The organism is Enterococcus sp. AZ170 (assembly GCF_050545135.1).
Lineage (GTDB): Bacteria > Bacillota > Bacilli > Lactobacillales > Enterococcaceae > Enterococcus_L > Enterococcus_L ureilyticus.
The window spans coordinates 2997190-3023750 of record NZ_CP172947.1; the positions used below are offsets into that span (position 1 = coordinate 2997190).

The window sequence follows — 26561 nt, forward strand, 5'->3', positions numbered from 1 at the left end:
GACTCTTCTTAAAAAATTCTTCTCAATCATTGTAGCAGATTACTAGCGGATATTCTAGAGAATACGCTGTTTAGCTTCAATTTTTTGAAGTAAAATAACTATAGAATCTAAACTTGCAAAAAAAGAGCGAAGACAAGTCCTCACTCTTGAGATTATTTTTGGTTTTAATGTGTAAATTAGTAGTTCAATTTATCGTTATAGTACTCTCCGTGAACTTTTTTCGAGAACATCCATAGTAAAAGTAAAAATAAGAGAACATATCCTAGGTTGATAAGCTTGGTTAATGCTTGTTCCCCTGTAGCTGGTAGCAATCTTGTTTTATTCCCTGTATCATTTCCTTGTTGCTTCATTGTTGAAAGTTGGAGGATTGATTCAGATTTTTTAACATTTTCTTTTGTGACTTGAACTGTGGTTCTAGCTGTTGTCACTTCAAATGAAACAGGTTCAACGTCTAGTTTATAATCAGTTGGTGCGGCAGTCTCTACAAACTGGTAGTTTCCTAATGGTAAATCTGTTACTATTATTTTCCCTTCTGTATTGGTAACTAACTCTTTTTGGACGACGAGCCCATCTGCTCTTTCTAATTGGAACACAGCCCCAGATAAAGCTTCTTTTGTTACACCATCTATTTTCATCAGCTCTGCGGAACCAAGAAGGCTAGGAGGAACAAGAATCGGCGTATTTTCTTTCGTTAGTTTTACTATCGCTTCATCTAGCAGTTCAACTCTAATTGGTGTTGAATCTAGCTCATATCCAAACGGAGCAGCCGTTTCTACAAGTTGATACTCTCCTAATGGTACATTTTCTAGACGTATTTTACCTTTTGCATCTGTTGTTATGTCAGCTTCGATTATTGCACCATCGACTTGCTCAAAACGGAAGTTAGCTCCAGCTAACACCTGTTTTGTTACACTATCTATTTTGGTTAATTCCACCGTTCCTAAAATAGGAAGATCAGAATAAATACCGATGTTGATCGTATGAGAAATAGCTTCTGGTGCTAAAGTGACTGCTGCGATCCCCTCTTGATTATTTGCTGGATCAAGTTTTACGTCTGTTGCTACTATCTCTTCGCTGCTCTGTAAGTATTCAGAGATGACATCTCCTTCTTTAGTTTTGATTCGAACAGTGTAGTCCCCTCTAGCAGGAACAGGTGAAAAATCATATTCTCCTCGACTATTTGTCAATTGTTTCGCAATTAGTTCTGTTGCTTCCTCTTGTTCCAACTCTACTTCGTATCCTACCAAAAAGGGTTCATCTGAATCTTTTTGACTATTTTTATTTTTGTCTCGATAAACTGAACCTTTGACCGAATAGGCTGTTACCGGAATTTCTGACCCTCTTGATTCAATCCAGTTGGTATCATTCGTCGTTACCGTAAAGGTATTAACCATTTTATCATTATGCTTAATTGACTTATTGATTGGTACTTTGACTGGAAAAGTAAAATCGACCTCTTGATTTTTTTCTAACAAGCCATTTGTTAACTCGATTTTAATCATCGTGACTTTATTATAGTCAATTTTTGAGCCTTGTTGTTGCCATTTTTTATTCTTATTTTCCGCCATCAGATGTGATGGTTTATCGTATGAATAATAAACCGTATAGCCATCTGGTCCTTCTACTTCTCCATCTAATAGATACCCTAAATCTGAGCCTCTCGGAATATATTTTCCCTCTTCGTTTGCTACTGTGCTTAAGTCCCCCGCATGAGGTAAAATGTTTATTCCAGTTAAACTAGGAACAGCTTTATTACTGTAATTTAGGACAGATATCTTTTGTTTAAACTGATCTCCTTGATCAACAGCGTCTGTTTTGCCGTGAACGAACTCTTGTTGTTCATTGACTGATGCAGCTGTATCTACAAACACACTACTTGGCGGAATCAGACTAATAGGTTGTGAACAGGCTAATAACTCTTTTTTTTCGGTGTCTTCACTAATAATTTGATAAGGATCCAACTCAGATGGGTTATAAAACCCATTCTTACTCATCTCTATTCCTTCATCTCCATTATTCTCATAAGTCAAATAGGATTCAATTGATTGATTACCATAATTAGCAGCATTATTGAACCGCAAGGATAGCTTTGTCTTATTTGGAACAAATATCTTTTGAAAATCCTTTAATTTCAACTCTGTCTTTGGTTCGATGACGATTGCTGTCTTTCCACTATTCTTAAAATTTTTCTTTTCAGTATACGTTACACTATCTGTATCATAAAAAAAGTCTACTAGCTCTAGCCCTCTTGGAAGTATGACATAGAGTTTAGGTTTTATTAGAGTAGGGTTTGTAGGGCTTGATACACTAGCAAACATTGTCATCTCAAATTGTTCACCAAGAAACATGGTTGACTTATTTAAAAAGTCTACAAAGCCTATTTTATTGACAGGCTTCAAAGTATCAATATAACCCATTGAAGTACTTTTGCTCACATTCTCATCCTTGTCAGTATAGTAAATGTTTCCATCATTAAATGCCCTGTGATCCCCTGTTGATAAATTTTCACTTAAATATTTCCAATACTCCGAACTTCTTTTAACAGAAAAATTTAATGTAACTTGATCAGTTGAGCTGGTTAATTCCACCGCCTTGTCAAATTCAATATAAAACGATACAAAAGGCTGTGGGTCTTTTATGCTAAAAGCTGTAGCTCCTATATTCTCAGCAATTAACGTTTTTTCCCCTGCTACAGTGATACCATATACTTTATTTTTATCTGTGTTTGCCAGATTGCCAACAGTACTCAACCAAACTTCCTTAAGAGTAAACGGAGAAGAGCCGTTTACTTTTGTCGGTACATCTTCTATTTTATTTAAAAAAATTTCACCTTTTTCTCCGTTGTGATTGGCTCGTATCCAGCCAGTTAGTTCCTTATCTTCATTTTCTTTTATATAATATCCAGAATCAGAATTCTTCCATCTCATCCATTTATTAGTAGTGGCACCAACGCCTTGTGAAAAAAATTTTCTTTGTTGAACTGAACTAGTTTTTTCCAAGTTTGTTTCAATTTCGCCTTGCTCGTTCAGTACATTGACACTGCCGGTGAATTGGACAGGGTAATCTGATGTTTCCGTATAAACATTTTTATATCTGACTTTAAATACACCACTTGTATAAATATTAGACTTAAACTCCCCGCTAATTGAATGGTTTACAGCATCATATGTCCATGCCGAATCATTGTCTTCCTTCTTAAATATGACGTTTTCTGTTAACTTGAATTCAACTAAGGAAGCTCCTATATCAGTATATTTATCTCTCAAGATACTATATGATACTTCATCAATAAAATCTGAGCTAATTAATTTGTCCTGGTTAACATATTCATTAGGTACCTTTTGAGATAACGATCCATAACTAAAACTAATCATTCTATTCGTCGTTATCGCTTTTAAATCAAGAGAATTTTCTGTTAATACTTCCCCATTATGATCGTAAAGCGTTTGAGTAATCGGGACTTTAGTTCCATAATACAGCTGATTAGAAAGAAACTTCACTCTGAAAGGGATAGCTAAATTTATGCCTGTTTTAACATCATCTATAGTAATATCTAAATAAATATTCTCGCTATCTTCTGAAAGCTCGCTGTTTACTGGAAAGGTTAGCCCACCTGAAACGACTCCAAAATACTGAAAATATTTTTTGGCTAATGTCACTCTAAATTTCACTTGCTTAGATGGAAAATAGCCACTGGAAATTTCTAGTTTAGAGTACAAGATAATTTCTTCGCCTACCAGATAATCTAATTTAGGTGTTCCATCAGCGTTATCTAACTGAGGATAAAAATCTGTTGTTAATTCGTAATTTTGATTTTTCAGAATCTCTTCATTTTCACTAACTCTTACAAGGCCTTCTTCATTTCGATCATCTGCTATTGGTTGATTCTCATCACTAGCAAATAATTTTTTTTCTGGAACATCTAGCGTTGGTTTTTCCAAAAGCTCAGATGCATCGATGTCTTCTTTCGTTTCTATCGATGTAGCTAGTTCTTCCGGTTTCTCCTCATTTCTACTAACTTCTTCCGCCACTGTATCAGTAACCGTTTCTTCAGCATATGCGATAGTTAAGTACCTAAACATACCAATTACATCTATTACTTGAACCAACACAAGTAATAGAACCAACATTCTTATTATTTTTTTCTTCATAAAGCCTCTCCTTTTTCCAGTTTTAAAAACATTATATCATAAAAAGGTTTTATAAAGTTATTTTTATTTTACTCATAACCATAAAAAAAGGCAAAGCTTACTTTAGCTTTTGTTCTATTTGTTTAGCTTCCGCTGACTAAAACAACTATGAACAATAAAAAAGATTTCTTGTTTACTAATCGTTCCATTCCTTTTTTATTAGATTTTCTGTTTATTATTTAAAGTCATAGAATTGGATGCTCATAAGAAAAGAGTGGAGACAGGCTCCACTCTAAGAATCACTAACGAAGTTTAAATTTTTTTGTACAACTATAAATTGCTTTAGAATGTCCAACAACGTGGTCCCAGCTTTATTCGTTGGCTTCATTTTGGCAAATTCAACTGTTGCTTCTACCTTTTGAAGCATACTGCCAGGAGCAACTTATTCTTCATCAATATGTTGTTTTATTTCTGCGATCCTAACTGTTTCTAACCTTTTATGATTGGGTTGACTATAGTTGACAAAAACAGTTGCCGCACCTAGTAAAATAATCAGTGTGTCAGCTGTGTTTTGAATGCCTTTTGTTAAGCTCGCGCGCTATGGGATCACTTTTCAAACTAGCCTTACCACCAAGCGCTATGACGATCTGCTTCCGCTCTCGCCAACATTCTCTGTCTTACCAGAATTAAGCTGGTCAAACGTCTCCCACAGTGCATCACACTCTGGACAACTACCTGTATGAACCATTGTCAATGGCGCTTGATCCGAGCCATCTAAATAGTTTCGCAAATGCATATCTGAAAAGCCATGTTTTGCAGCATCGTTCCTAGTATTCGAATAATAAACCGTTTTAATTCCTGCCCATAAAATAGCCCCAACACACATCGGACAGGGTTCACATGTTGCATAGATTTCACAATCTGACAGATCCATCGTATCCAACCTTTTACAAGCTTCTCTGACAGCAACCATTTCTGCATGTGCAGACGGATCGGTATCTTTCATCATTGTATTACTGACTGAAACAATCACTTCACCATTTCTAACTAAGGTTGCGCCAAAAGGCCCGCCATCGTTTTTTTTCATTCCAGCAACTGTAGCCGCCGCTGCCATTTTCATATAGTTCATATTTTTTCTCCTTTCACCACTTTACTAAGAATGCTGTACGTAACAAACGAAAAGATCAATCCTGAAAAGAAAGCAAAATCATTGATCGTTTTCAAAAATGGTACTGATTGTAAAAATGCACCCGACATCGTAATCACAAAACTAATCGCTAAAGTAATCATCGCCACCTTATTATAGCCCGATTTAAACTCCCCCAGATCTCCTTCTTCAACATAAATCGTCTCTAAATTAATGGTTTGCTTATGTTCAACATAAAAACTAGCCAACATGATCCCTGTAATAGGGCCAAACATCGAACCGATAAAACTATAAAAATAAAATAATGTCGCAGCATTTTCTACTAATTTCCAAGGTAAAATCATCGTGCCAATTATCGCAGTCAGAACGCCCGCTTTTTTCACATCAAGTACTTTAGGAAATAAGGATGACATTTGCAATCCTGCTGGGAATAGATTCCCAAAAACGACGAAAGCAAGCGCCCCCATATTCAAGGCTAAGATCAAGACAAAGACCGCAAACGTATTTTCGATCTTATCAAAGGCATTGACAATATTGAAAATCGGTTCTCCAAATGCAATTTGTGTCCCCGCAATCAACCCAACACAGGTTATCGCAAACAATATATAAGAGAGAATAAAGCCTAATGGCAAACCGATAATCATCGCTTTTGGTGTTTTCGCTTTTTGAGTAAAATCACCAATATTTACAATTGGGCCTGCCCAGTTTGAGACCAAAGCACTGACACAAGCAATAAAAACAATCGGACTTGTTGTAGCATTCGCTGGTGAATAAGCTAAGATCGGACCAAAGCCACCAGCAATTTGTATCGTCCACACAGCAGCACCAACAATAAAAACATACACGATCGGTGAAGACCAGTTACCAAATTTATCCAAGACTTTTGTTCCACCTAAAAACAACGCAACCGTCACACACCAAACAAGCAAATAACTCAGCATCGTAGGTGCAGCCATTCCTAAAATCGTCATCCCACCACCGATATTCATGTAGTTAGGAAAAATCCGACTAAACAAGACATCTAAAGATTGTGCACTGACAACACTTTGAGTGCCAAAGAACACAACTCCTGCAATCAAGCCCCGACATAACGAAGGAATGATCGCACCCTTTACGCCAAAAAACGCGCGCAACAACATTGGAAATGGTAAGCCACATTTAGCCGATGCTACGCCATTCAATACATAGAAAAGCGAAACGATCAAGGCCGATAGCATCACCGCTGACAAAACTTGTTTTGTATTTAACCCTAATAAAAAGAAGCCAGCTACAGTCATATACGACAAAATATTATGAACAGCGCCCATCCATAATGTCATATAATGAAAGATCCCCCAATTTTTATCTGCTCCTGTTTTGGGTAATAATTCAGCTGAGTAAGTAGGGACCGTGACAATTGTTTGTTTTTCTACTGATTCCATTGTCTTTTCCTCCAATACATTTCCTTAGTTTTTTACTAACTGAAGTGATTGAGCAAGGTGTTCTGAAAATAATGGATTTTCTGGATCGATTTGAACTGCTCTTTCCATTGCTTGAATGGCTTCTTGATGTCGGTTCAAACTACGTAGACTATTGGCCTTATGAAAATAAAAATCAACTCGTTCAGGGTAGTCAGCTAGTAAGTTATCCATTAGTTGGACAGCTTCTTCATGTCGCCCTAATTCTCTTAAAAAATTAGATTTATGATAGCGGTAAAAGAAGCTTTGATCCGTTGCTATTGCTTGATCATATACTTGTAATGCTTGTTCTGTCGCACCCATCATACGATAACTATTTCCTACATAAAAAGCAAATTGCTCGTCTTTTGACCAACCTTTTTTATAATACTCAAGCGCTTTAGGGTAGTCTTTTGCTCGTTGATACGTATAACCCAAATAATACAGAACGGTTAAATTTGTTTGGTCTAACGTTTTCAATACTTTTAGCGCTTTTGTCAGCTCATCGTGACGTAAATAGCTTCTGATTTTAGTAAAACTTTCTTCTAGGACTTCTTGTTTATCTAGAATGGTAATCAGCTCATCGTGTCCAGCTTCACGTGCATAATCACGAGTATTTTTACCAGTAGCGTCAACTTGAGTACTGTCTGCCTGATGCTGAACGAGTTCTCGAATCACATCCTGATACAAAAAACCGTTGTTGCCTAAAATCACCGCCTCTAATAAAGCTGACCAGCCTAGGCGATTCACATGATTGACTGGTACTCCTGCAGTCAAACATAGCTGAACCGTTTTTAAATAGCCTTTTTCACTGGAGGGTAAAAGAGCGGTTCCGCCAAAACGATTGACTAAAGCTAAATCAGCGGTTCCTGTTTTAAGAATCTCACGAACGATTTCATCAAATCCGTTCGCAGCAGCGCAGATAAACGGCGTTAGCTGTGTATTGTCCCGCTGATTCACATCTGCTCCAAAAGCTAATAATGTTTTGACCATTGAAAGATCATTCTGTTGGACTGCCAACATCAAAAGCGAGCGGCCTGTTTCATCAGTCAAAGAGACATCCAAGCCTTCGTTTAGCAACTCCAAAACTTGTTTTTTTTCACTTTTCTCCACTGCTTGTAGTAATGATTGATTTGTTTCTATTGTGTCCATCGCTTTACTCCTTTCTACTTTTTATAGTTGTTGGCTAAAAGCCACGATTGCTTTTTCAAAAGCTTCCATCGGTGGATGTGTAATCCCTGCACCGATCATACCGATTCCAGCTTCTTTATGAGCAATAGCAGTATTGATGATCGGCAAAGTGTTTGTTTGGATGACTTTCAAGCTATCGATTCCCGATGGAATGCCCATAAAGTCTAAAGTAGGAATCGTAATATTAGGGTTTTCCGCGGTCGTGATTCCTTGCATCTCCATTGAAAAACGTAAGGCGTCTTCGATAGTTCCCCCGACAAGCGCAACGATTGCAGGGGCTGCTGCCATTGCAAAACCACCAATTCCATATGTTTCAGTAATCGCACTATCGCCTATATCAAGTCCAGCATCTTCTGGTTTATAGCCAGCAAACATTGGTCCAATCACTTTTTGTGAAGGTCCGACAAACCAAGGATTCCCTTCAATCCCGCTAATATGAATACCAAATTCAGTACCGTTTCTAGCCATTGTCGTCACAACTGTACTATAAGGAATCCCTACAGCTGAATCTAAGGCAGCTTTACACATTGCCATCCAAGTCGGTCCTGAAAAATAATCGCTGCTCGCAACAAAATCAAAGACTTCCTTCATTTCGGCAGTCGAATGATCGGTTTGAATAATGTATGGTGTTAATGCTTGGATCAATAGTGTTGTCCCCGCATTATTTCGATTGTGACATTCATCACCCATATGCAGCGATTGAGCTAGCATATATTTCAAATCAATACCCTCTTTACATAATTCCATGGCATCTCGCAAAATCGGACCAAAAACATCCCGCATCCAAATCAGCCGCTCAATCACGCTTTCATCATTTGCACCCATCCGTAAAATCTTAGACATTTGTTCACTTAAGTTAGTAAAGGCTAAGTTCCCATACGTTTTATTTTCCACGATATGCACATACATTGAAGCTGACGTTACCCCTGCCATTGAGCCAACACATTGGTGTTCATGGCAGGGAGAAAAGATAATTTCACCTGAGGTACCCACTCGTTCGGCCTCTTCTAAATCTTTTGCTAAGCCTTCGAAAACTAAAGCACCTTTGACCGCTCCTTTCATCGGACCGTTCATTTTAGCCCAAGTAATCGGTGGTCCCGCATGTAAAATTGTCTTTTTAGTCATCCCTGGAACCACATTGATCGCCTGATCATAGCCAATCAATGAAACTTGAGACGAAATGATTCGGTGAACGGCTTCTTCATTGGCTTTCCGAATTTTTTCTAAGTTTTCTGGTGTTTCTATTTTTTCTAAAGCAGCTAAGATATTGGCTTTGCCTCGTCCTGGTGGTGCCCAATTTAAATAGGTTGCTTGTACCTGTTGTTCTATTAGTTCTTCTTGAAATGATTCAATTCCAAGATCGATAATAACTGGTTGTTCTTTGAAAAATTCACTGATTTTACTCATTTTCCTACTCCTTTCACGACAAATTCTCTAGCAAGCAGCCCAGCATTTTGACTGCTACTGGCATAAGTTGCGCCGATTGCTGTTAATTTTTCGACTTGTTCATCAATATTTTGTTTATCTAGATCCGTCCCTAAGACGTACCCGATGATTTCCAAATGCCGTCCTTTTGCAGTAGCTTTTTCTTTGGCTGCTTGCATAACCGGTACCATTACACCAACTGGATCCGGATGAGCGCCATATCCCAATACAAAATCCATTAGAATTACCCCAACTGTTGGATCTTCTGCTTCTTCTATAAAACGAGCAATTCGATTCGACGGGTCGATCATTGGATGAGGTTTACCATTGGTAAATTCATCTGCTCCAAAATCAATGAAGGTATGCTTTTTACTAGCATCACCAAAATGTAATAAATGTTCTTGGTCTGTCGCTATATTACTATAAACATCAGAAAAATATTCTTTAGCGGTGAACATTGCTTCATCACATAACGTTCCACCTGTAAATAATCCACGAATATATTGCTGATCTAGTGTTAATTTCCCTCGAACCTCATCGATCAAAGGTATGTTTAAAGGATGAATATTTAAACTATCTTGATCGATTCCAGCCAGCGTAACAGCTTTTAAAGCAGCAGCTTTCGACATTTTTTCAAAATAAATGCCCTCTTCATTTGCCCGTGCATCACTGCCAATGAACCAGATAACTACTGGTTTTTCAGTTTTCCTTACGCGAGCAAGAATTTTTTCTTCAACTGTTTTTGCCGGTGGTTTAGAAATTAAAACAATGACTTTCGTGTCTGCATCAGCTTCAAGTGCATCAATGGCGTCTAGCATCATTTTCCCACCAACAGCCTCACTTAAATCTCTACCACCTGTCCCGATTAATTGAGAAACTCCTTCTCCAAATTCATGAATCCGAACGCTGATTTCCTGACTACCCGTTCCTGAAGCCCCTATAATGCCAATGCTTCCTTTACGAACTTTATTCGCAAAACATAACCCCACATTATTGATGATTGCCGTTCCACAATCTGGCCCCATCATTAGTAAGCCTTTTTCATGGGCAAACTCTTTTAACTGAATTTCTTCTTCTACGCTGACATTATCGCTAAACATCATTACGTGTAAGTCATTATTCAGAGCCTTTCTAGCTTCTCGAGCTGCATACTGACCATTTACCGAAATAACAGTCATGTTCGCTTCAGGGATCGCTTTTTTAGCAGTTTCAATCGTAGTATAACGTTCCGTCGTTTGGTTATTCCCCTTTTCTTTTTTTTCTGTCATCAATGTTTCGATCTTTTCGATTAAGTTAGCCGAATCCTGCTCATCAGTTGCCTCTAAAGCAATAATTAAATCACTCGTTTGTGCTTTTTCGATTTCTTCAGTGAACAAGCCAACATTTTTCATTACTTCCTTATTCATTTCAGTGGCCATTGCAATAATTGCTTGCTCAACACCTACTAACTGATTCGCTTTGGTCGATAAAGCCATTAATGAAACTGAATCAATGTAGGTATTCGGTTGAATTTTGATACTGATTGTCATGAAATTTCCTCCTTTATTTCAACGCTAAACAGGTTTATACAACTCGAATAAAACGACATTTCACTTTGTACTTTAATAGCCATTCTTTTCATTTTCTGTGTCTGAAATCAATGCTAAAGTCAATTCCAAACCAGCTATCATTCCCGTTAACATATCACCGCCAGACGTTGAACCTATCCTTAATACGGCTAGCATTTTTTCTTTTAAACGCTCTTCTTCTTTTCCATAAAATAATTCATTTAAAAATGAAGCGATCCGTTCTCTGGACTCACCTTGTATCGCCCAATCTAAAGTTGAGAAACTAATAGTGTTGGTCCTTTTTTTTAATTCATTGCGACTATTAATTAGCCACTGACTGAATGAGTGATAAGGATAATCTACCGTTGTGAATATGAGTGCCAATCCAACCAAAAAATCATCACCTGATGGCGTTAAACCCGGTCCTAGACCAATCACTCGATACAACTGCTTCATTGCTTGAAATAATTGTTTTGCCTTCAAATAAATCAATAACTGCTCTGACTCCTTCCAAAGCATCGTATGGATCATTTTCTCGTATGTCGTAGCTTGAGTGGTGTTTAATAAATAACCACCCTTGCTTTCTAACTGGGACAGCCAACTATTGATCTGTTTAATTCGTTCCTTGATTTTTACATACTCCTGTTTTGGCGGAAACTCGATTTTTGGATACTGCCATATATGCGCACTCTGGATTTCAATTGCTGCAATTTTTCCAATCACTAAGTGGCCATCTTGAGAAAAAACAGGTGTCTTCTCAACTAGTAGGGAGCGCCTATCAAAAAAATCAGCAACTCTTAGGGTATTAGGCGCATTGTCCAATTCCGCTGCCGCTATCGTGTATAATTCTCCTTCTGTACAAATGATGTTGATCGTTCGCTTAAACGTACTATGAATTTCCCCTCTCCATTGTTTTTTTTGAATCTCATCCAAGAATTTTTGTGTTCCTGACAGGGATTGGTATGTATGCATCGTTCTCACTCCCTTATTCGCTGAAACTTCTTTACACTCTAAAATTTACACCAAGAAAACCTTTTCAAATACAGATAAAATAGCTGAATATTTCCTTTCCGAGTTGTATACTTTAACTAATTACCGTATAGTTAAAGGAACGAAATCATGTATGAGAAAGATGGTGTAGCATGTTAACAGTTGAACATTTTTTACAGCTTGCTCCGTTTAAAAAATTCCAATTAGTCGCTGGAGCAAATGGACTTGATAATAAAATTACAGGCATCAACATTTTAGACAATCCAGATGCTTCTGATTGGTTGTCTGCCGGGGAATTGCTGATTACTTCAGGCTATTTTTTTAGCGAGAACACCGAAATTCAAAAGCAATTTATTCAGCGTTTTAAAGAAATCAATTGCTCCGCGATTTGCATCAAACCACATATTTATTTAAAAGGTATTCCAAAATCTATGCGTGATTTAGCCGATGAATTAGCCTTACCTATCATCGAAATTCCCTATGGGGTCGCCTTTTCAAAAATCATGAATATTGTCATGGCGGAAATTTCTGGTCGGATGGACGAGCGAAATCAAGCTTCTTTGGATATTCATTCACAATTCTTTGAGATTTCATTACATGGCGGTGGAATGAAAAAAATTGCAGCGGAGTTAGCAAATATGGTTCAAAATCCTGTTGTGTTAGTTGATACGGATTGGTCAGTCACTGCTGTCAGTGATCATAAACAGCCTTTGATCCAAGAAACGATTAAAACAATTGAGCATACTTTTACATTTCCCCTTCAGACCTTTAATGACTTACCAACAAATTTTGAGCGCATCCAAAAACCAATTACCCGCTCACTTTTTTTTGCAGATAAAGAGTATCCCTGTGTAATCATGCCCGTTTACTTCGATACGATTCATTATGGTTTTATTCTGGTCTATCAAATTGAACGACCACTGACCGATCTTGACTACGTTGCTTTAGAAAATGGCTCGATGGCCTTTGCGCTAGAGCAAATGCGGTTGTTTGAAATTGAACGGACAGAAAATCGTATTCGCCGTGATTTTTTCGATCAATTATTATCTGGTCAAATCAAAGATCTTGATACCTTAGCAGCCTATGATACAGCAATCGATCCACTCTTGAATTATACAGTTTTGATTCTATCCATTCAGACATTCGGTATACAAACAGACTCTCTAATGAAAAAAAAGCAGGCTGAGGATCGCTTAATGAAAAGCTTATTGTCCTCATTGACAAGCTATACAGCGAATCGATTTCCCCATCTCCATTTATTCAGTCGGAAAAATCAGTTGGTCATGCTTTTAGGAACTGACCCTAATTCAAGTACCTTAAAAACACATAATGAACTATCCGATACAGCAGAACGAATCCGGATGTATTTGGAACAACAAGGACCGTCTGAACGAGAAATTTTCTGCACTATTGGTTCAACTTTACCAATTCTAGAGTTATCTCAAAGTTTTGAAGAAGCAAAAAAAGTCATCCAGCTACTTGAGGATGACTCAAAAGAAGAAAAAATTTATTTTTTCAATGATTTTTACTTTGATTCTTTTTTAGTTGATTCGATTTCAAAGGATCAAGGACAAAAATTCTACACTCATTATTTAAACACTCTATTGACTTATGACAAGGAAAATAAAACTAGCTTTACCCCGACATTAAAAGCTTATTTAGCACATCATTTAAACATCGCTACGACTTCCAGAGCCTTGTTTATCCATCGAAATACGTTGCTTTATCGAATTGAAAAAATCAAAGGGCTGTTACCTGTAGAGTTAGATCAGGAGAAAAACACCTTTGCATTACAATTGGCGCTAAAATTGTACGATTTGTACCATTGAGCATCCTGACAAAAAAGACCGAGAAGTAGCAAAATACTTCTCGGCCTTTTTTTATTCAATTTACTATCTACCTACAATAAAAGTCAATTCACATTCACAAACTTTTTTATCTTCAACAAATGCAGTTGCCTTCCCGATTCCTACATAATCTCTGATCTTCACGATTTCAAAGTGTAATTTTAACACATCTCCAGGAACAACTTTTTGGCGGAATTTTGCTTTGTTGATGCCGCCGATATACGCTGTTTCACCTTTAAATTGATCCATTTTCAAAATCAAAATCGATCCAACTTGTGCTAAGGCTTCAATAATCAAAACGCCTGGCATTGTTGGGTTTCCAGGGAAGTGTCCTTGGAAAAATTCTTCATTGATCGTTACATTTTTTGTGGCAATGATTTTTTTATCTGTAATGATTTCATCTACATAATCGATAAAGCAAATTGGGTACCGGTTTGGAATCATTTCCATAATTTCTGTTGCATTCATTAATCTTGTCATTGTTAGTTTTCCTCCCATTTCTTCATACAAATAACACCGTTATGTCCGCCAAAGCCAAATGAATTGCTGATCGCATATTGTGCTTGGACAGAGCGTGAGCCATCTGTTATATAATCCAAATCACATTCTGGATCTGCTACTTCATAGCCGACTGTAGGATGTGCTAGTCCTTCTTGTAATGTTTTCACACAAGCAATTGCTTCAATTCCTCCAGCAGCGCCTAAAAGATGACCTGTCATACTTTTCGTGCTTGAAATGGGTATATTATAGGCACGTTCGCCAAATACTCGTTTCAAGGCTGCTGTTTCGGCTGCATCGTTCGCTGGTGTTGACGTCCCGTGTGCATTGACATACCCGACTGCTGAGGCGTCAATTGCCGCTTCTGCTAAAGCTAATTCAATGGCATCTGCTGCACCACTACCGTCTTTCAACGGTGCCGTCATATGACTAGCATCACAATTGCTGCCATATCCTACGATTTCACCTAAAATCGTCGCACCTCGTTTTTGAGCGTGTTCTAATTCTTCTAGCATTAGCATGCCCGCACCTTCACCCATCACAAAACCATGTCTTTCTTTATCAAATGGGATCGATGCTCTCGTTGGATCTTCTGTTGTATTCAATGCGCTTAGAGCAGCAAAACCGGCAATCCCGATTTCACAGACCGTCGCTTCTGTTCCACCTGTGATCATCATATCTGCTAAACCATATTTGATCGTGCGGAATGCTTCACCAATTGCATTCGTTGCAGAAGCACAAGCTGTCACGATTGTTTGAGAAGGTCCTTTTGCGCCTAATTTAATCGAGATATTTCCTGAAGCCATATTGGCAATCACCATTGGTACAAAGAACGGTGTTACGCGTTTTGCGCCTTTTTTATCCATAACTCTGACTTGATCTTGTAATGTTGTCATGCCACCGATACCGCTGCCTACAATCACACCAAAACGTTTTGGATCAATCGTTTCCTTCGTTAGACCACTCATATTCCAAGCTTCCATCGCTGCAACTAAACCATATTGTGAAAATAAATCCATTCGCTTTTGTTCTTTACGTTCAAGAACCTCACTCGGATCAAAATCTTTCACTTCACCTGCAAGTGCTACACCTGTATCTTCAGAATCAAATTTCGTGATTTTAGCGATTCCTAATTTTCCGTTGACTAGATTTTGCCAATACTCTTTTACCGTATTGCCTAAAGGAGTCACTGCTCCCATTCCTGTTATTACAACTCGTTTCATCGTGCACCTCCGCCATTCTTTTGACTATCAAATTAAAAAAAACTAGCATAAACAACACATTTTTGTTTAAATTTAAGTAAAATAGTTTGACTTTCAAAGTATTTTAGTTAATAATTCAGACATCCGATAAAATGTCTGTATTGGTGTTGCTTATTTGTTAGAGAATTTTTTTATCATTCTCAACACAGATAATACCAGTTGCAATTTTATCCGTCAACTTAAATAAAATCAAATCATTAGATTTTGTTAAGATGTGAGACCTTTTTCACACACTAAAAATACTTTTAAAAGGGGAAAAAATCATATGTTTCTAAAAAATAAAAAAGTCGTCGTAATGGGCGTAGCAAACAAAAGAAGTATCGCTTGGGGCTGTGCTAAAGCATTAAAAGAGCAAGGTGCTGATATTATTTACACATACCAAAACGAACGCATGAAAAAACAATTGTTAAAATTAGCTGAACCAACAGATTTACTTGTTGAATGTGATGTTGCCTCTGACGAGTCGATTGCCCAGGCTTTCCAAACGATTCAAGAAAAATTTGACAAAATCGATGGGCTAGTTCATGCTATTGCTTTTGCTAACAAAGAAGAATTAGATGGCAATGTTAGTGATATCAGCCGTTCTGGTTTCTTGTTAGCTCAAGATATCAGCAGCTACTCACTTTTAGCTGTTGCACATCATGCGAAACCAATGCTAAATCCTGGTTCTGGTATCGTTACAATGACTTATTTAGGTTCTGAAAGAGCTATCCCTAACTATAACATGATGGGAATCGCTAAAGCTTCTTTAGAGACAGCCGTAAAATACTTAGCTTATGAATTTGCAGCAGATAAAATCCGTGTGAATGGCATTTCAGCTGGCGCAATCAAAACCCTTGCAGTAACTGGGGTGAAAGATTACGATCAATTGATCAAAATTTCAGAAGGTCGTACGCCAGATAAAGCAGGCGTTACGATCGAAGAAGTCGGGAATACGTGTGCCTTCTTAGTTAGTGAGCTAGCGGCTGGGATCGTCGGGGACATTATTTATGTAGATAAAGGTGTTCACCTTACTTAAAAAAAGGACGCGACCCTAATAAATAAAACGGAGTGGCTTTTGCTCCAGCGTTTACTCGGGTTCTTTGAGTATGGGATATCTCGTAGAGTTATGTCCCATACTCACCTTCTTTTAACGGCTTACTTGTTTTTAAATTAGTTTTTGTATATACGTGCGATTGATTTTCAACATTAGTTGTAAATCAAAATAATAGCATGGCAACTGTTGGGTCATAGTGATTGTCAGCGAGCTTAACAGATGGGTAGCAACCAATGTGACTATCAGCTGCAACCAAGTATTTGCAAAAAAATCATAGCTATTGACTAAATTCGCTGTCCATAAAATACATAAAGGATGGATGAAAAAATAATATTTACCTAACTCTCTTAAGCGTCTGATATCGATGTTCTCTTCTACTTTCACAAACAAACTCCAACAAAACAGACTACTTGTAAACGGAATCAGCATCCACATAAAATTCTTATCAATGCCGATATTCGAATAAACAACCATTCCTTCAACAACTAACAATACTCCTGTAGCTAATACTGACAACCCAAAATACTTTTGGTAGTTGGCGATTTTTTCTTGATGATCCCATAAAAAGAACCCAATCGCCACAAAGATCAATGCAAAAAACAAGCCATTACGCGTTGTGATAAATAGATTCAGGTACTGATCAAAAAAAGCTTTCAACTCTTCATTGCCAATATAAGCATAGTACGTTTCTATTGTTCCAAAGCCATACATCAATAAGGCCAAACTAAACAAAACTACATAGCCCGATTTTTTTAACAACCATTGAACACAAATGATCCCAAAAATTGCTGCCGGAATGTACCAAAGGTGATAATACGTTCCGGTATAAACCAAACCCGCAACGAAAGCTACTGGATACAGCACAGGACTAAGAGAATAGTTTTCCTGAATCCACTGGAACCCAATTGGTAAATAAATCAAACTCCAAAACAAATAAGATTTCGTCAATGACTTGACATATTGCTGTATGTAATCTGCTGATTGATTTTGTCCTCGTCTCACAAAATAACTAGTAGAAATCAAAAAATAAGGGACCGCAAACCGACACAAGACATTTTTAAATAAATGATTGACCGCCGGATCTTGAAACACTTTTTCACAATGAAAGCAAATAACTAAAATCGCAGCGACATATTTGACCAAATCGATACCGTTTGTATGACTTCGCTGTTCTTTCATCTTTTTGTTGATATTTTCCACCTCCATACCAATAAATACTACTGGATTGTTTCTCTTAATTTAAATTATAACAAAGCTTATTTTAAATTTTATCGGTATTAAGGCTGATTTTTGTCCCATCATTTCATAAATATCAGCTAATCACTTGATCGTATTCTTCTTTTCCTTATAAAAATAGAAACATTGTCAGAATTGTTTCCTGTCAAATGTTTCTAGCTAGTTTAATTAAAATAAACGGTTCGATACCATGAACGCGGTGCTTCTTGATATTTATCAAGCTGCCATCCGGTCATTGAGAAACCTATCAAAGTAATGACTAATCCAATAACTGTCAAGCCAACACCTATTTTAAAAAACATTTTTTTCCCCATCATAATAACAACTCCTTAACGCGGATTAAGCGAATGATTTTGCTCGAAAAATAGTTTGACGTTTTAATGAAGTAACGGCTCATACTGATGGTCAACAAACCGCTAAGTATCGATAGACCTAGCACAAAGATCCCCACACCTAGCTGTGTAACAGCAATACTAATACCATCTTGTAATGTAAAAAAGCTAAACAATACACTGAATAGGGAAGCTGCTAATCCAGTTACTGCAAAAATACCTGTTGAAAAAGGTAAACACCAAATAACAATATACCCAGCTAAAATGAGAAGAATTAGGGCTAGTAATAGACTTCCCCACAATGGAAAACCCAGAATCAATAGCACAACGAGTAGCGGATTGATTGATTTTTTAGGTTGGATATTCCCTTCTTCAAATGCCTCTTCTAGAATTTTACTTGCTACCTGGGCTGGTTTCCCTAATTTTTTTACCGCTTCCTCTTCACTAGCGCCATCTTCTACATAATCTTCGATCAACTCATCATAATAGTGGATGAATTGCTCCTTTTCACTTTCATTTAAGCGAATTAAACCTTCATTTAATTGATATAAAAATTCTTGTTTAGTCATTTTGCTCCCCCATTTCAATAAAATGATACACCTTCATTACTTCATCCCATTCTTGAATAAAGGACTTTATTTTTTCCCTACCTGTATCTGTTATTCTGTAATATTTTCTTAATCGACTATTATGTTCCAATGAATAAGTTTCTAGCTCTTCTTTTGTCTCCAAGCGTTTTAAGATCGGATATAATGTTGATTCGGAAATTGTTATCACACTGGATAAATCTTTGATTATTTGATACCCATAGGAATCAGATTTCTTTAAAACAGCTAAAATACAATATTCTAATAATCCTTTTTTTAATTGCGAATCCATATTATACCTCCTGACACATATTACTATACATTACATAGTATAATGCGTCAAGGAGTATTTTAGCTTATAATAATCTTTAATCCGAATTGTAGATTAAGTCTACAAGGAGATAACGTATCTTTATTTACATATGAATTTCGACTATTAGATAACAAAAAAGAAAGTTAGTTTGATTCCCAACTTCCTTTTTCTTTTACAGCTTAGAATGATTTATTGGCATTAAATAAGGAAATGTCTTCAGCCTTTTCACGAATTGCCATCACTACTTCCTCTTCACTTGTTCGCTCTAACAATTTTTGAAACGCCTGATCTATTTGGATATTTAACACTGAAAAAGCCTCATGATGCCAAATTACATAGGCAATTTTCAACGATTCCACCCAAAAATAATACGTTTGATCTTTAGTTACAATATCGATCAAGGTTACAAAATTACCGCCGACATTCCGAAAATATTTACCAAATTGAAGCTTTATTTCTATAATATCGGATAATGAAAATTGTGCTATTCGTTGTTCTACAGGAATATTTATCGCCACTTTAAATTTACCGATTTGATCAATCCGCACTTGATCTGCACTAAAGCTGCACAAACAATTCGCATACCCCATCATTTTTGAAAATGTTGCTTGCGGAAAAATTGCTTCTTCAATTCTTATAAATGTATTCACACGTTGTTTTTCTAAAAATAATGGTTTGATGTCTGTAGCATAGGCGCTGTAAAATGCTGCCTTGTTGTTTTCATCCTTGTGTTGGTCCATATGATTTTGCCTTCTTTCTGTACCGTCAAACAAGCTCCGAAAAAAGCCAGGTTTTTTTCGCCCCAACAAAACATCTACGCTGATATTGAAATATTCAGCGAGCCGTATAACATTTTCCAAATCTGGCAGACTTTTTCCTAGCTCCCATTTTGAAATCGTTTGACGTGAAATGTTCAAGTGGTCTGCTAATTCCTGTTGTGAGACTTGTTGTTCTTGACGGAATTTTTTTATTTGTGTACCAATTTCTACAGTCACTATAAGCCACTCCAATCTGAACGTCTATTGTTTTTAGTGCATCAATACGTTGCGTTGCTTTATTATACAATATTAGATAGTGCAACGGTGCGTTGCTTTGCGATTTATTCGCGGTTTGATACTCATTTTCTAAAAAAAGATCTCTGTAACCCACGTCAAATTTAGCGAAGGTCACAGAGATCGTTTATTAGTCACAATAGCTATTTGCGACTCCATTATTTATCTCTTTAGTCATCTGAAACTGTGTAAGCTGGAGTGTGATCCCGATTTTTTCTAACTCTTGATATTCAGGTAAAGCCTGATCGAAATTAGTCAATTTAACCATTGTAGCTTGTTCTTGTTCTTTTAAGCGAAATAAAATTGCTGTGACCACTGAACAATCTATTCGTTCTAGTAAATAGAATTGCGTAAGAATTAATATATTGCTGGAGCCATCTTCTGTAACATTAAAACTAATGGAGCCAAGCCTTATCCCATCTTGGTAAATATTGTAATTTTTATCTGAAAAAATAAAACGATTCTGCCAAGGGGTCCATGGATGTTCAGTCAATGATAATTCATTTGGTGTTACTGATTTAAAAGTAATCGTTTTTTTCTCCTTACTTATAGCAGGTAAGTTAAGCGAGCCGACTGCTAACTCGTTTACAACCTGAAATCCTTTTGACTCGTATAGTTTTTTTGCCCGTTCATTTGTGGCGATCACTTCAAGCATCAAACGATCACAAGCATTTTCTTTAGCTAAGTGTTCTGCATAATCAATCAATTGAGACGCAACTTTATTTCTGCGATATTTTGGAACGACTGCCATTCCCCCAACCCACATCACTTTGATTTGTTGAAATGTTTGTATGCCCAAAAGAATGATTCCAGCATATTCACCATCAATGGAAAAGACCGCCGAAAGCTGTTTTGATAATTTTAATGACTGGATTCTTTGTTCTAATGCTTCTTTATCCACATGGACCGGTACAAGATAGTCACTAAATCCTTGATTCCATGTTTCTACCACTTGCTGAAAATCTGCTTCGTCTATCGTTATAAACATATTCATTCTCCTTTGATCATTCCTCTGTTTATCTAACTATAAACGAATTTAAGAATATTCATAGTTTTTTGCGAACAATAAGCTGATCAATCGTTAAAAAACTTTCGAATCCTTCTTCATTCCACAGACAAACCAGATTATTTTCAACTTTAATACAGGCGTTTTCTAAAAAAATCATAACTACTAATTTTTCTAATTGGCGCATAAGCTCCGTTCTTTTCGATGTAGCGAAACAATCTTTAAGGATTTCATCTGAATATTCTAAAATTGTGACTTCCTTGCCTTCTCGTGCTAAATCAATTGCGAGTGTACATTCTAAAACCCCACTGCCGATGATCAAGATTCGCTCAGCTAATGGATACTCTGACTCTGCTTGACGTGTTTGCGCTACTGATGAAAGTTGGTAAAAATCACATTCTTGATAGATTGAAAAAGTCATCGGGATTTACCTCACTCTTTCATCATCTGTTTATCTGCAATTGTGTAAACATGATCTGCGATACTTGTATAAAACTGTTCATCATTTGAAATCAATAAGACACTGCCTCTAAACGCTTTTAGGGCATCTTGAAGAGCTTTTCTTGAATCTACATCTAAATGATTGGTCGGCTCATCCAAGATCAATAAATTACTTGGCTGCATTGTTAAATCACACAACTTGACCTTTGATTGTTCCCCACCACTTAGCATATAAAGATTTTTTGAAGCAATTTCTCGCTTTAATCCACATTTTGCTAATTCGCGGCGAACATCTTCATAGGTCAGTCTTGTATATATATTTGCTAAAGCTTCGATTGGCGTCCACTCTGTATTTTCCCACTCGATTTCTTGTGAATGATAACCAACAGCAACTTGAGGAGAAAACTGACTTTTCCCAGAAATAGCTGGTACCATCGAAAGCAGTGTTTTCACTAGCGTCGATTTCCCTAAGCCATCGGCACCAGTAATCACGATTTTTTCTCCTTTTTTCAATTGAAAATCACGCACTGTAAGTAATCGTTCTTTATAGCCCACCGTCAGTTCCTCTATCGTCAACACATTGGGTGAGCTTTGTGACATTAGCTTAAATGAAAAATTCGATTTGACTTTCTTTTCAGGCTCTTTCAGTCGATCCATCTTTTCTAAGTGCTTTCTGCGTCCTTGAGCCATTTTCGTTTTGATGCCGGCAATATTTTTTTGAATAAAAGCTTCGGTTTCTTTGATTTTTCGCTGTTGCGCCTCAAATTGACTCTGATAGGCTTCCGCTAAATGAGCTTTTTGTTTTAAAAACTCAGTATGGTTACTATGATATTTTTTGATCGTGCCAAAATCGATGTCACAGATGCAGGTGGCAATATTACTTAAAAATTCAGTATCATGGGAAACGATGATAAACGCATTTTCAAACGCATTCAGATAATCGGTCAACCATTCGATGTGTTCTTGATCTAAATAGTTCGTCGGTTCATCTAATATCAAAACAGAGGGTTTTTCTAATAAAAGTTTAGCTAAAATAACCTTGATCTGATCTCCCCGATTTAAGGTCTCTAGCGTTTGCTCAGCATCACTGATCCCCAGCCCTGTGATGGCTTTACTGATATCATTTTCGACTTGATAAAAGCCTTTGATTTCTAATTGCTCTTGATACGTTGCTGCTCTACTTAAAAGCTGGTCATCGCCAGTTTCACCATACCTCTCATAAAGCTTGAGCATTTCTTTTTCTGTATCAAATAATTCTTGATAAGCGGATGTTAAAAACTCGTTGATTGTTTGTGATTGATCCATGTCTACATATTGGTCTAAATACCCTAATGTAGCTGTTGGGTTCCAAATAATCACACCATCATCGGGTAATACAGTTCCTAAAAGCATCTTCAGCAATGTACTTTTTCCTGCGCCGTTTTTACCAACGATCCCCATATGCTCGTTACTGCGAAGCGTGAATGAACTGTCTTCGTAAAGCTGTTTATCTGGTACTGCATAGGTTAAACCTTTAACTTGTAATAATTCCATTTTATTTTCCTCTTTCATGTACTTTCACTGATTTTTACTAAAGAACATACAAAAAAGACCCATAGACAAAATGTCTAGGGCCTTTTAATCTATATATTCTTCAGTAAATGAGCAGACTAAAAACATAGCAAAAAGATGCTATTTTCTTAATAGACTAAATTTACTGATGAATATGAAAAGCTCAATAGCTTTTCGATTAAGCTCCATACAACACTTCATCAAAAATAAGTTGTAGGGAGCTAAGAGTTGAAATATATAATACGTACATTTGAAACACCTTCCTCAGGTGTTACTCTACCATTTTGAAAAAAAATAGTCAAATTCAATTGAACTGATCTTGTCTCTACTAAAGCTTCATTAGGTCAAACTATACTCTATTAAGCAATTCCAAATGCAGCAAAAACAATAGGAATCACGGTTACGCCAACAAGTAACGTCGTTGTGTTCACTGTTTTGCCTAACAACCAACATATTTTTGATATAACTTATCCGAACTTCTTATCCAGAAAAATCCAGTCAATAAATAAAAAACAGCCGTCGGTAAAAACGGTAGAAAGATTCCCAATGTTCCCAATCCAAACATCAATGATCCTAATAAAATAAATAACTGTTTTTTCATTCTTTCACACTCCTTGTCAATCCTCGATAGGCATGTTTAAACGTTAAGATTGGATGTTTAAACAACATTCGTGGTCCTGAATAACGCATAATTTTTTTCATTTGTTCTCGATATTTAGGTTGATAACAATGAACTGGACATTTTTGACAAGTCGTTTTTTGTTCCCCAAACTGACAAAACTCCAATCGTGTTCTTGCATAGGTCAACATTCTATCTTCTGGTATCAACGGATCATCTTGCTGATGATAGTAAACTTTGATCATGACTTCCATTAAACGAATTTCCTCCAGAATAATAGGCCCAGAATTTTTTTGCCTCAATTAATTCCCCTCCTATTTTAAAAGTGAAGCAGGCTTGATCAAACGCATAGAAAAATAAAAAAGACAGTTGTGCGTTTTTTTGCCTCGTTTAGATATTATTTTCCTCCAAAGATCTTCGCAGTATTTCTTGGTATGTCTCAAGAGCATCTTGCTCATTTTGATAATATAATTAGTGTCATCTTGTTCAGTATAGCACATGGAAATCCAATTGAGAATGATTATCAGCAGCATTTTTATTTCCTTTATTACGTATTTGAACTACTCGCTTCCATCCAACTTATTCAAGTTTTTTATATTTCAAAAATGTCATTGAAAAACACACTTTATCGATGTTCCTTTTTTCCAGATTATTCTATTATTAAGGTATAACTAAAGGAGGCATACAATGAACCAAGAAAAAACAACTAAAAAATTCAAAACCCATGGTAATTTATACGCTTTGGTAACAACGATTATATCTGAAATCGTGGATCGAATCATTTTCTAAATCCCTATTTATATAGACAAAGTGAGCGAGAAAAAATACGATAAATTTTTTCTCGCTCACTTAATTAGTCATGCTATATTCGTTTTTTATTCAATTGTAAATTCCTATTGACTTGTACGATTTCATTGCCAAAATTACGCCAATCACTTGCTCTAGGAGGAGCCAGCCAGATCAGTGTTCGCGCTGAAAAAGTTGTTTTGAGATGATAGTCTGAGATAATTAGATCCGTATCTGGGCGTACAACCGGCTGGAAATTTATGCTAAAAGAATCAAAAATTTGAATTTGAGCTTGGATGAATTGATTATATTTTTCTCCTTGTGTGAAACTTACATGAATATTAATTGTATTTGTCTCGCTTTCTTTATCATATTGTTGAGAAAGAACGAGTAGTAAATTAAGAAAAAGCGATTTTTTACTATATCTAAATTCTTCCTCTTTCAATTGACAAATAAATGTATGGCAAATGTCAAATATGATTGGATAGCGCTCATGGAAAAATTCTAAATCCATCACTCGTAACGTGATATCTATCAACGGTGAAATAAAAAGATGCTGATAAATCACCCAGTTCACATCGTTACAAAATTCAGCTCCTGCTAGTTTTAGCTGTGGGTACCTAAGAAATTTCTGCTTTAACTGCATTTGATAGGTTTGAACTCCCTTATTTTCAAGGTTACAAAATTCAATTCGATACACTGACAACTGGCTAAGAATCCCTTTTACTTCAGCTTCTATTTCACGATTCGTTCCATTCAATGTTTGATTACTCCATTGAGCAATTGCTTGATATATGCCGTTTTCTTTGGCAAAATCAGCTGTCTGAAAATCATTTGGTAAAAAGTAATTTGGGGTTCTCCTTACTCTTTCTAAAAAAACAAATAAATAATGTTTGAAGAGATAAAACGTGTTTATTTCTTCACAATAAGGTTTAATAGTCGCTAGTAATTCATTAACTGATAAGATATCTGATTGGTTGTATAATTCATCTGAATCTTTATAAATTCGATATAAGAGCATATTAAAATATTGACGAATCTTCATCTCATTTCCCACTAATTGACATTTTTTCGACAATTTTATATCATACTGTGCTAACTCTTTACGGATCCTATCAATAATTTTGTATACAACGGTCCGGCTCATCCCCTGTTTTTCTCCGTATTTTTTGATTGAAGTAAATTGATTGAAAAATATCGTTCGCAATAATGTAAATTCTAGAGAGAACTTTAAATATTTTTCCTCAACGACACTTGATGAAACTTGAGCGTCTTGGAAAAGAACGATTTCATTACTTTGCTCAATCAATTCGATACGCTCAATCAATTCAAATCTTTTCAAATCTTCATTTATTTCCAGAATGCTATGCTCTAAAAGGTACTGAGAGATATTCAATTCTTCACATAAAACATCTTTGCGTTCCGAAAACGAAAATTGCTGCTCCAATTTTCGGATGATTGACAGTTTCAAATTTGCTCGTTCATCTAATAACAAGAAATCCATTTATACTCTCCTTGTTCCATACAGTAGTGTTCCTGACAGGAAACCCAACATATTTCCAAAACTTGTAGAACCCAGCTGAGTCCCTCCTCCGGAAGTATTTATGTTTTGTATTTGTTTCGCTCCATCATTTAGCAATTCATCATTTAACATGATTCTTGTTTGAGCGTCATTTGGGGAATAACGATTCATTACGCTGTTTTTATGATCAGAACTAGTAAACTGATTGACTGATACTTTAGCGGTAGAAACATAGTTTTCATATGAAAACTTGACAAAATAAACCCCAGGTTCTTGAGTATTCACATTATTTTTGATTGTTACGTCTTTCAATGCTAATGGTCCGCCATCCTTATCTTTCAATGAAACAATATTATCTACTGGTGACCATTTTGCATTTTGCCTGATGATACTGTCTTTTAATAGCAGCTCTGTCTGGTTTTCTTTGACTTCAATCGTAGCAGTTTCGACTTTTCCATCTACTTCATAGGTCATTTTGTATTTTCCAGGAGTTGTTATTTCTTCTCCATAAACTGGGTCGAAATGAAGAAGAAGTGCCGATGAAAACAGTAATGCTGTTCCTACTATCAAAGGTTTGTTCGTCATTTATTTTGATGCCTCCTAAGTG

At 36.5% G+C, this 26561-nt stretch carries 22 protein-coding genes and 1 pseudogene; 2 read left to right on the top strand and 21 right to left on the bottom strand.

Annotated elements, in window-relative coordinates:
• Positions 1–176: 176 nt before the first annotated feature.
• The 7 genes from IGJ55_RS14410 to IGJ55_RS14440 form a co-directional block, all read right to left on the bottom strand.
• Positions 177–4151, bottom strand: a complete 3975-nt coding sequence (locus IGJ55_RS14410) for an MSCRAMM family protein (RefSeq protein WP_430606702.1) — start codon at positions 4149–4151, stop codon at positions 177–179.
• 616 nt (positions 4152–4767) lie between these two features.
• Positions 4768–5259: a nucleoside deaminase gene (locus tag IGJ55_RS14415; protein ID WP_069641518.1), complete on the bottom strand. Its 492-nt coding sequence runs from the start codon at positions 5257–5259 to the stop codon at positions 4768–4770.
• Complete coding sequence (locus IGJ55_RS14420; protein WP_430606703.1) at positions 5256–6698, bottom strand: cytosine permease; 1443 nt, start codon at positions 6696–6698, stop codon at positions 5256–5258. The genes IGJ55_RS14415 and IGJ55_RS14420 overlap by 4 nt, the downstream gene beginning before the upstream one ends.
• Positions 6699–6722: 24 nt before the next feature.
• Positions 6723–7865 carry an ankyrin repeat domain-containing protein gene (locus tag IGJ55_RS14425; protein ID WP_069641516.1) on the bottom strand — a complete coding sequence of 381 codons (1143 nt, stop codon included), beginning with the start codon at positions 7863–7865 and terminating at the stop codon, positions 6723–6725.
• A 21-nt stretch (positions 7866–7886) separates the two neighbouring features.
• Positions 7887–9311 carry a DUF1116 domain-containing protein gene (locus tag IGJ55_RS14430; protein WP_069641515.1) on the bottom strand — a complete coding sequence of 475 codons (1425 nt, stop codon included), beginning with the start codon at positions 9309–9311 and terminating at the stop codon, positions 7887–7889.
• The gene (gene fdrA / locus IGJ55_RS14435) at positions 9308–10858 is read right to left on the bottom strand and encodes an acyl-CoA synthetase FdrA (protein WP_069641514.1); all 1551 of its coding nucleotides are present in this window, start codon (positions 10856–10858) and stop codon (positions 9308–9310) included. Before fdrA ends, IGJ55_RS14430 begins: the two co-directional genes overlap by 4 nt.
• Positions 10859–10930: 72 nt before the next feature.
• Positions 10931–11848, bottom strand: coding sequence for a DUF2877 domain-containing protein (locus IGJ55_RS14440; protein ID WP_069641513.1), 918 nt, complete (start codon positions 11846–11848; stop codon positions 10931–10933).
• Positions 11849–12018: 170 nt separating this feature from the next.
• Here IGJ55_RS14440 and IGJ55_RS14445 point away from each other — a divergent pair, with 170 nt between their 5' ends.
• Positions 12019–13695, top strand: a complete 1677-nt coding sequence (locus IGJ55_RS14445; protein ID WP_069641512.1) for a PucR family transcriptional regulator — start codon at positions 12019–12021, stop codon at positions 13693–13695.
• 63 nt (positions 13696–13758) lie between these two features.
• Here IGJ55_RS14445 and fabZ read toward each other — a convergent pair whose 3' ends face one another.
• Both fabZ and fabF read right to left on the bottom strand, forming a co-directional pair.
• The gene (gene fabZ, locus IGJ55_RS14450) at positions 13759–14193 is read right to left on the bottom strand and encodes a 3-hydroxyacyl-ACP dehydratase FabZ (protein ID WP_010762460.1); all 435 of its coding nucleotides are present in this window, start codon (positions 14191–14193) and stop codon (positions 13759–13761) included.
• Between the two features lie 2 nt (positions 14194–14195).
• Positions 14196–15434: a beta-ketoacyl-ACP synthase II gene (gene fabF / locus IGJ55_RS14455; protein ID WP_069641511.1), complete on the bottom strand. Its 1239-nt coding sequence runs from the start codon at positions 15432–15434 to the stop codon at positions 14196–14198.
• Between the two features lie 304 nt (positions 15435–15738).
• Between fabF and fabI the strand changes: the two genes are divergently transcribed.
• Complete coding sequence (fabI, locus tag IGJ55_RS14460; RefSeq protein ID WP_069641510.1) at positions 15739–16491, top strand: enoyl-ACP reductase FabI; 753 nt, start codon at positions 15739–15741, stop codon at positions 16489–16491.
• A 129-nt stretch (positions 16492–16620) separates the two neighbouring features.
• Here fabI and IGJ55_RS14465 read toward each other — a convergent pair whose 3' ends face one another.
• From IGJ55_RS14465 to IGJ55_RS14520, 12 genes and pseudogenes are all read right to left on the bottom strand, one after another.
• The gene (locus IGJ55_RS14465; protein ID WP_429948611.1) at positions 16621–17715 is read right to left on the bottom strand and encodes an acyltransferase family protein; all 1095 of its coding nucleotides are present in this window, start codon (positions 17713–17715) and stop codon (positions 16621–16623) included.
• Positions 17716–17909: 194 nt separating this feature from the next.
• Positions 17910–18047, bottom strand: coding sequence for a hypothetical protein (locus IGJ55_RS14470; RefSeq protein ID WP_430606704.1), 138 nt, complete (start codon positions 18045–18047; stop codon positions 17910–17912).
• Between the two features lie 11 nt (positions 18048–18058).
• Positions 18059–18646, bottom strand: coding sequence for a DUF1700 domain-containing protein (locus tag IGJ55_RS14475; RefSeq protein ID WP_069641508.1), 588 nt, complete (start codon positions 18644–18646; stop codon positions 18059–18061).
• Positions 18639–18956, bottom strand: a complete 318-nt coding sequence (locus IGJ55_RS14480; RefSeq protein WP_069641507.1) for a PadR family transcriptional regulator — start codon at positions 18954–18956, stop codon at positions 18639–18641. Before IGJ55_RS14480 ends, IGJ55_RS14475 begins: the two co-directional genes overlap by 8 nt.
• Positions 18957–19156: 200 nt before the next feature.
• Complete coding sequence (locus tag IGJ55_RS14485) at positions 19157–19972, bottom strand: helix-turn-helix domain-containing protein (RefSeq protein ID WP_430606705.1); 816 nt, start codon at positions 19970–19972, stop codon at positions 19157–19159.
• 187 nt (positions 19973–20159) lie between these two features.
• On the bottom strand, positions 20160–21017 hold the full coding sequence (locus IGJ55_RS14490) for a GNAT family N-acetyltransferase (RefSeq protein WP_430606706.1): 858 nt from the start codon (positions 21015–21017) through the stop codon (positions 20160–20162).
• A 58-nt stretch (positions 21018–21075) separates the two neighbouring features.
• Positions 21076–21456 (bottom strand): NAD-binding protein, encoded by a 381-nt coding sequence (locus IGJ55_RS14495; RefSeq protein ID WP_069641505.1) that lies wholly within the window; start codon positions 21454–21456, stop codon positions 21076–21078.
• 11 nt (positions 21457–21467) lie between these two features.
• Positions 21468–23009 (bottom strand): ABC-F family ATP-binding cassette domain-containing protein, encoded by a 1542-nt coding sequence (locus IGJ55_RS14500; RefSeq protein ID WP_430606707.1) that lies wholly within the window; start codon positions 23007–23009, stop codon positions 21468–21470.
• A 466-nt stretch (positions 23010–23475) separates the two neighbouring features.
• A pseudogene (locus IGJ55_RS14505) lies at positions 23476–23628 on the bottom strand (DUF454 family protein); the annotation flags it as partial.
• A complete protein-coding gene (locus IGJ55_RS14510) occupies positions 23625–23948 on the bottom strand; it encodes a nitrous oxide-stimulated promoter family protein (RefSeq protein WP_207120928.1) in 324 nt (107 codons plus the stop codon). The pseudogene IGJ55_RS14505 and the gene IGJ55_RS14510, both read right to left, overlap by 4 nt.
• Before the next feature lie 560 nt (positions 23949–24508).
• Complete coding sequence (locus IGJ55_RS14515; protein WP_069641502.1) at positions 24509–25936, bottom strand: helix-turn-helix domain-containing protein; 1428 nt, start codon at positions 25934–25936, stop codon at positions 24509–24511.
• Positions 25937–26539 (bottom strand): bacterial Ig-like domain-containing protein, encoded by a 603-nt coding sequence (locus IGJ55_RS14520; RefSeq protein WP_429948602.1) that lies wholly within the window; start codon positions 26537–26539, stop codon positions 25937–25939. It lies immediately after the preceding gene.
• Positions 26540–26561 lie beyond the last annotated feature (22 nt).

Bases quoted from the DNA above. Each gene is read 5' to 3' on its own strand.
- IGJ55_RS14415 (WP_069641518.1), bottom strand. From the start codon at position 5,259: ATGAACTATATGAAAATGGCAGCGGCGGCTACAGTTGCTGGAATGAAA.
- IGJ55_RS14445 (WP_069641512.1), top strand. From the start codon at position 12,019: ATGTTAACAGTTGAACATTTTTTACAGCTTGCTCCGTTTAAAAAATTC.
- IGJ55_RS14430 (WP_069641515.1), bottom strand. From the start codon at position 9,311: ATGAGTAAAATCAGTGAATTTTTCAAAGAACAACCAGTTATTATCGAT.
- IGJ55_RS14480 (WP_069641507.1), bottom strand. From the start codon at position 18,956: ATGGATTCGCAATTAAAAAAAGGATTATTAGAATATTGTATTTTAGCT.
- IGJ55_RS14410 (WP_430606702.1), bottom strand. From the start codon at position 4,151: ATGAAGAAAAAAATAATAAGAATGTTGGTTCTATTACTTGTGTTGGTT.
- IGJ55_RS14420 (WP_430606703.1), bottom strand. From the start codon at position 6,698: ATGGAATCAGTAGAAAAACAAACAATTGTCACGGTCCCTACTTACTCA.
- IGJ55_RS14465 (WP_429948611.1), bottom strand. From the start codon at position 17,715: ATGGAGGTGGAAAATATCAACAAAAAGATGAAAGAACAGCGAAGTCAT.
- IGJ55_RS14520 (WP_429948602.1), bottom strand. From the start codon at position 26,539: ATGACGAACAAACCTTTGATAGTAGGAACAGCATTACTGTTTTCATCG.
- fdrA (WP_069641514.1), bottom strand. From the start codon at position 10,858: ATGACAATCAGTATCAAAATTCAACCGAATACCTACATTGATTCAGTT.
- IGJ55_RS14515 (WP_069641502.1), bottom strand. From the start codon at position 25,936: ATGGATTTCTTGTTATTAGATGAACGAGCAAATTTGAAACTGTCAATC.
- IGJ55_RS14470 (WP_430606704.1), bottom strand. From the start codon at position 18,047: ATGTTTTTTAAAATAGGTGTTGGCTTGACAGTTATTGGATTAGTCATT.
- fabZ (WP_010762460.1), bottom strand. From the start codon at position 14,193: ATGACAAGATTAATGAATGCAACAGAAATTATGGAAATGATTCCAAAC.
- fabI (WP_069641510.1), top strand. From the start codon at position 15,739: ATGTTTCTAAAAAATAAAAAAGTCGTCGTAATGGGCGTAGCAAACAAA.
- IGJ55_RS14490 (WP_430606706.1), bottom strand. From the start codon at position 21,017: ATGTTTATAACGATAGACGAAGCAGATTTTCAGCAAGTGGTAGAAACA.
- fabF (WP_069641511.1), bottom strand. From the start codon at position 15,434: ATGAAACGAGTTGTAATAACAGGAATGGGAGCAGTGACTCCTTTAGGC.
- IGJ55_RS14425 (WP_069641516.1), bottom strand. From the start codon at position 7,865: ATGGACACAATAGAAACAAATCAATCATTACTACAAGCAGTGGAGAAA.
- IGJ55_RS14495 (WP_069641505.1), bottom strand. From the start codon at position 21,456: ATGACTTTTTCAATCTATCAAGAATGTGATTTTTACCAACTTTCATCA.
- IGJ55_RS14500 (WP_430606707.1), bottom strand. From the start codon at position 23,009: ATGGAATTATTACAAGTTAAAGGTTTAACCTATGCAGTACCAGATAAA.
- IGJ55_RS14440 (WP_069641513.1), bottom strand. From the start codon at position 11,848: ATGCATACATACCAATCCCTGTCAGGAACACAAAAATTCTTGGATGAG.
- IGJ55_RS14475 (WP_069641508.1), bottom strand. From the start codon at position 18,646: ATGACTAAACAAGAATTTTTATATCAATTAAATGAAGGTTTAATTCGC.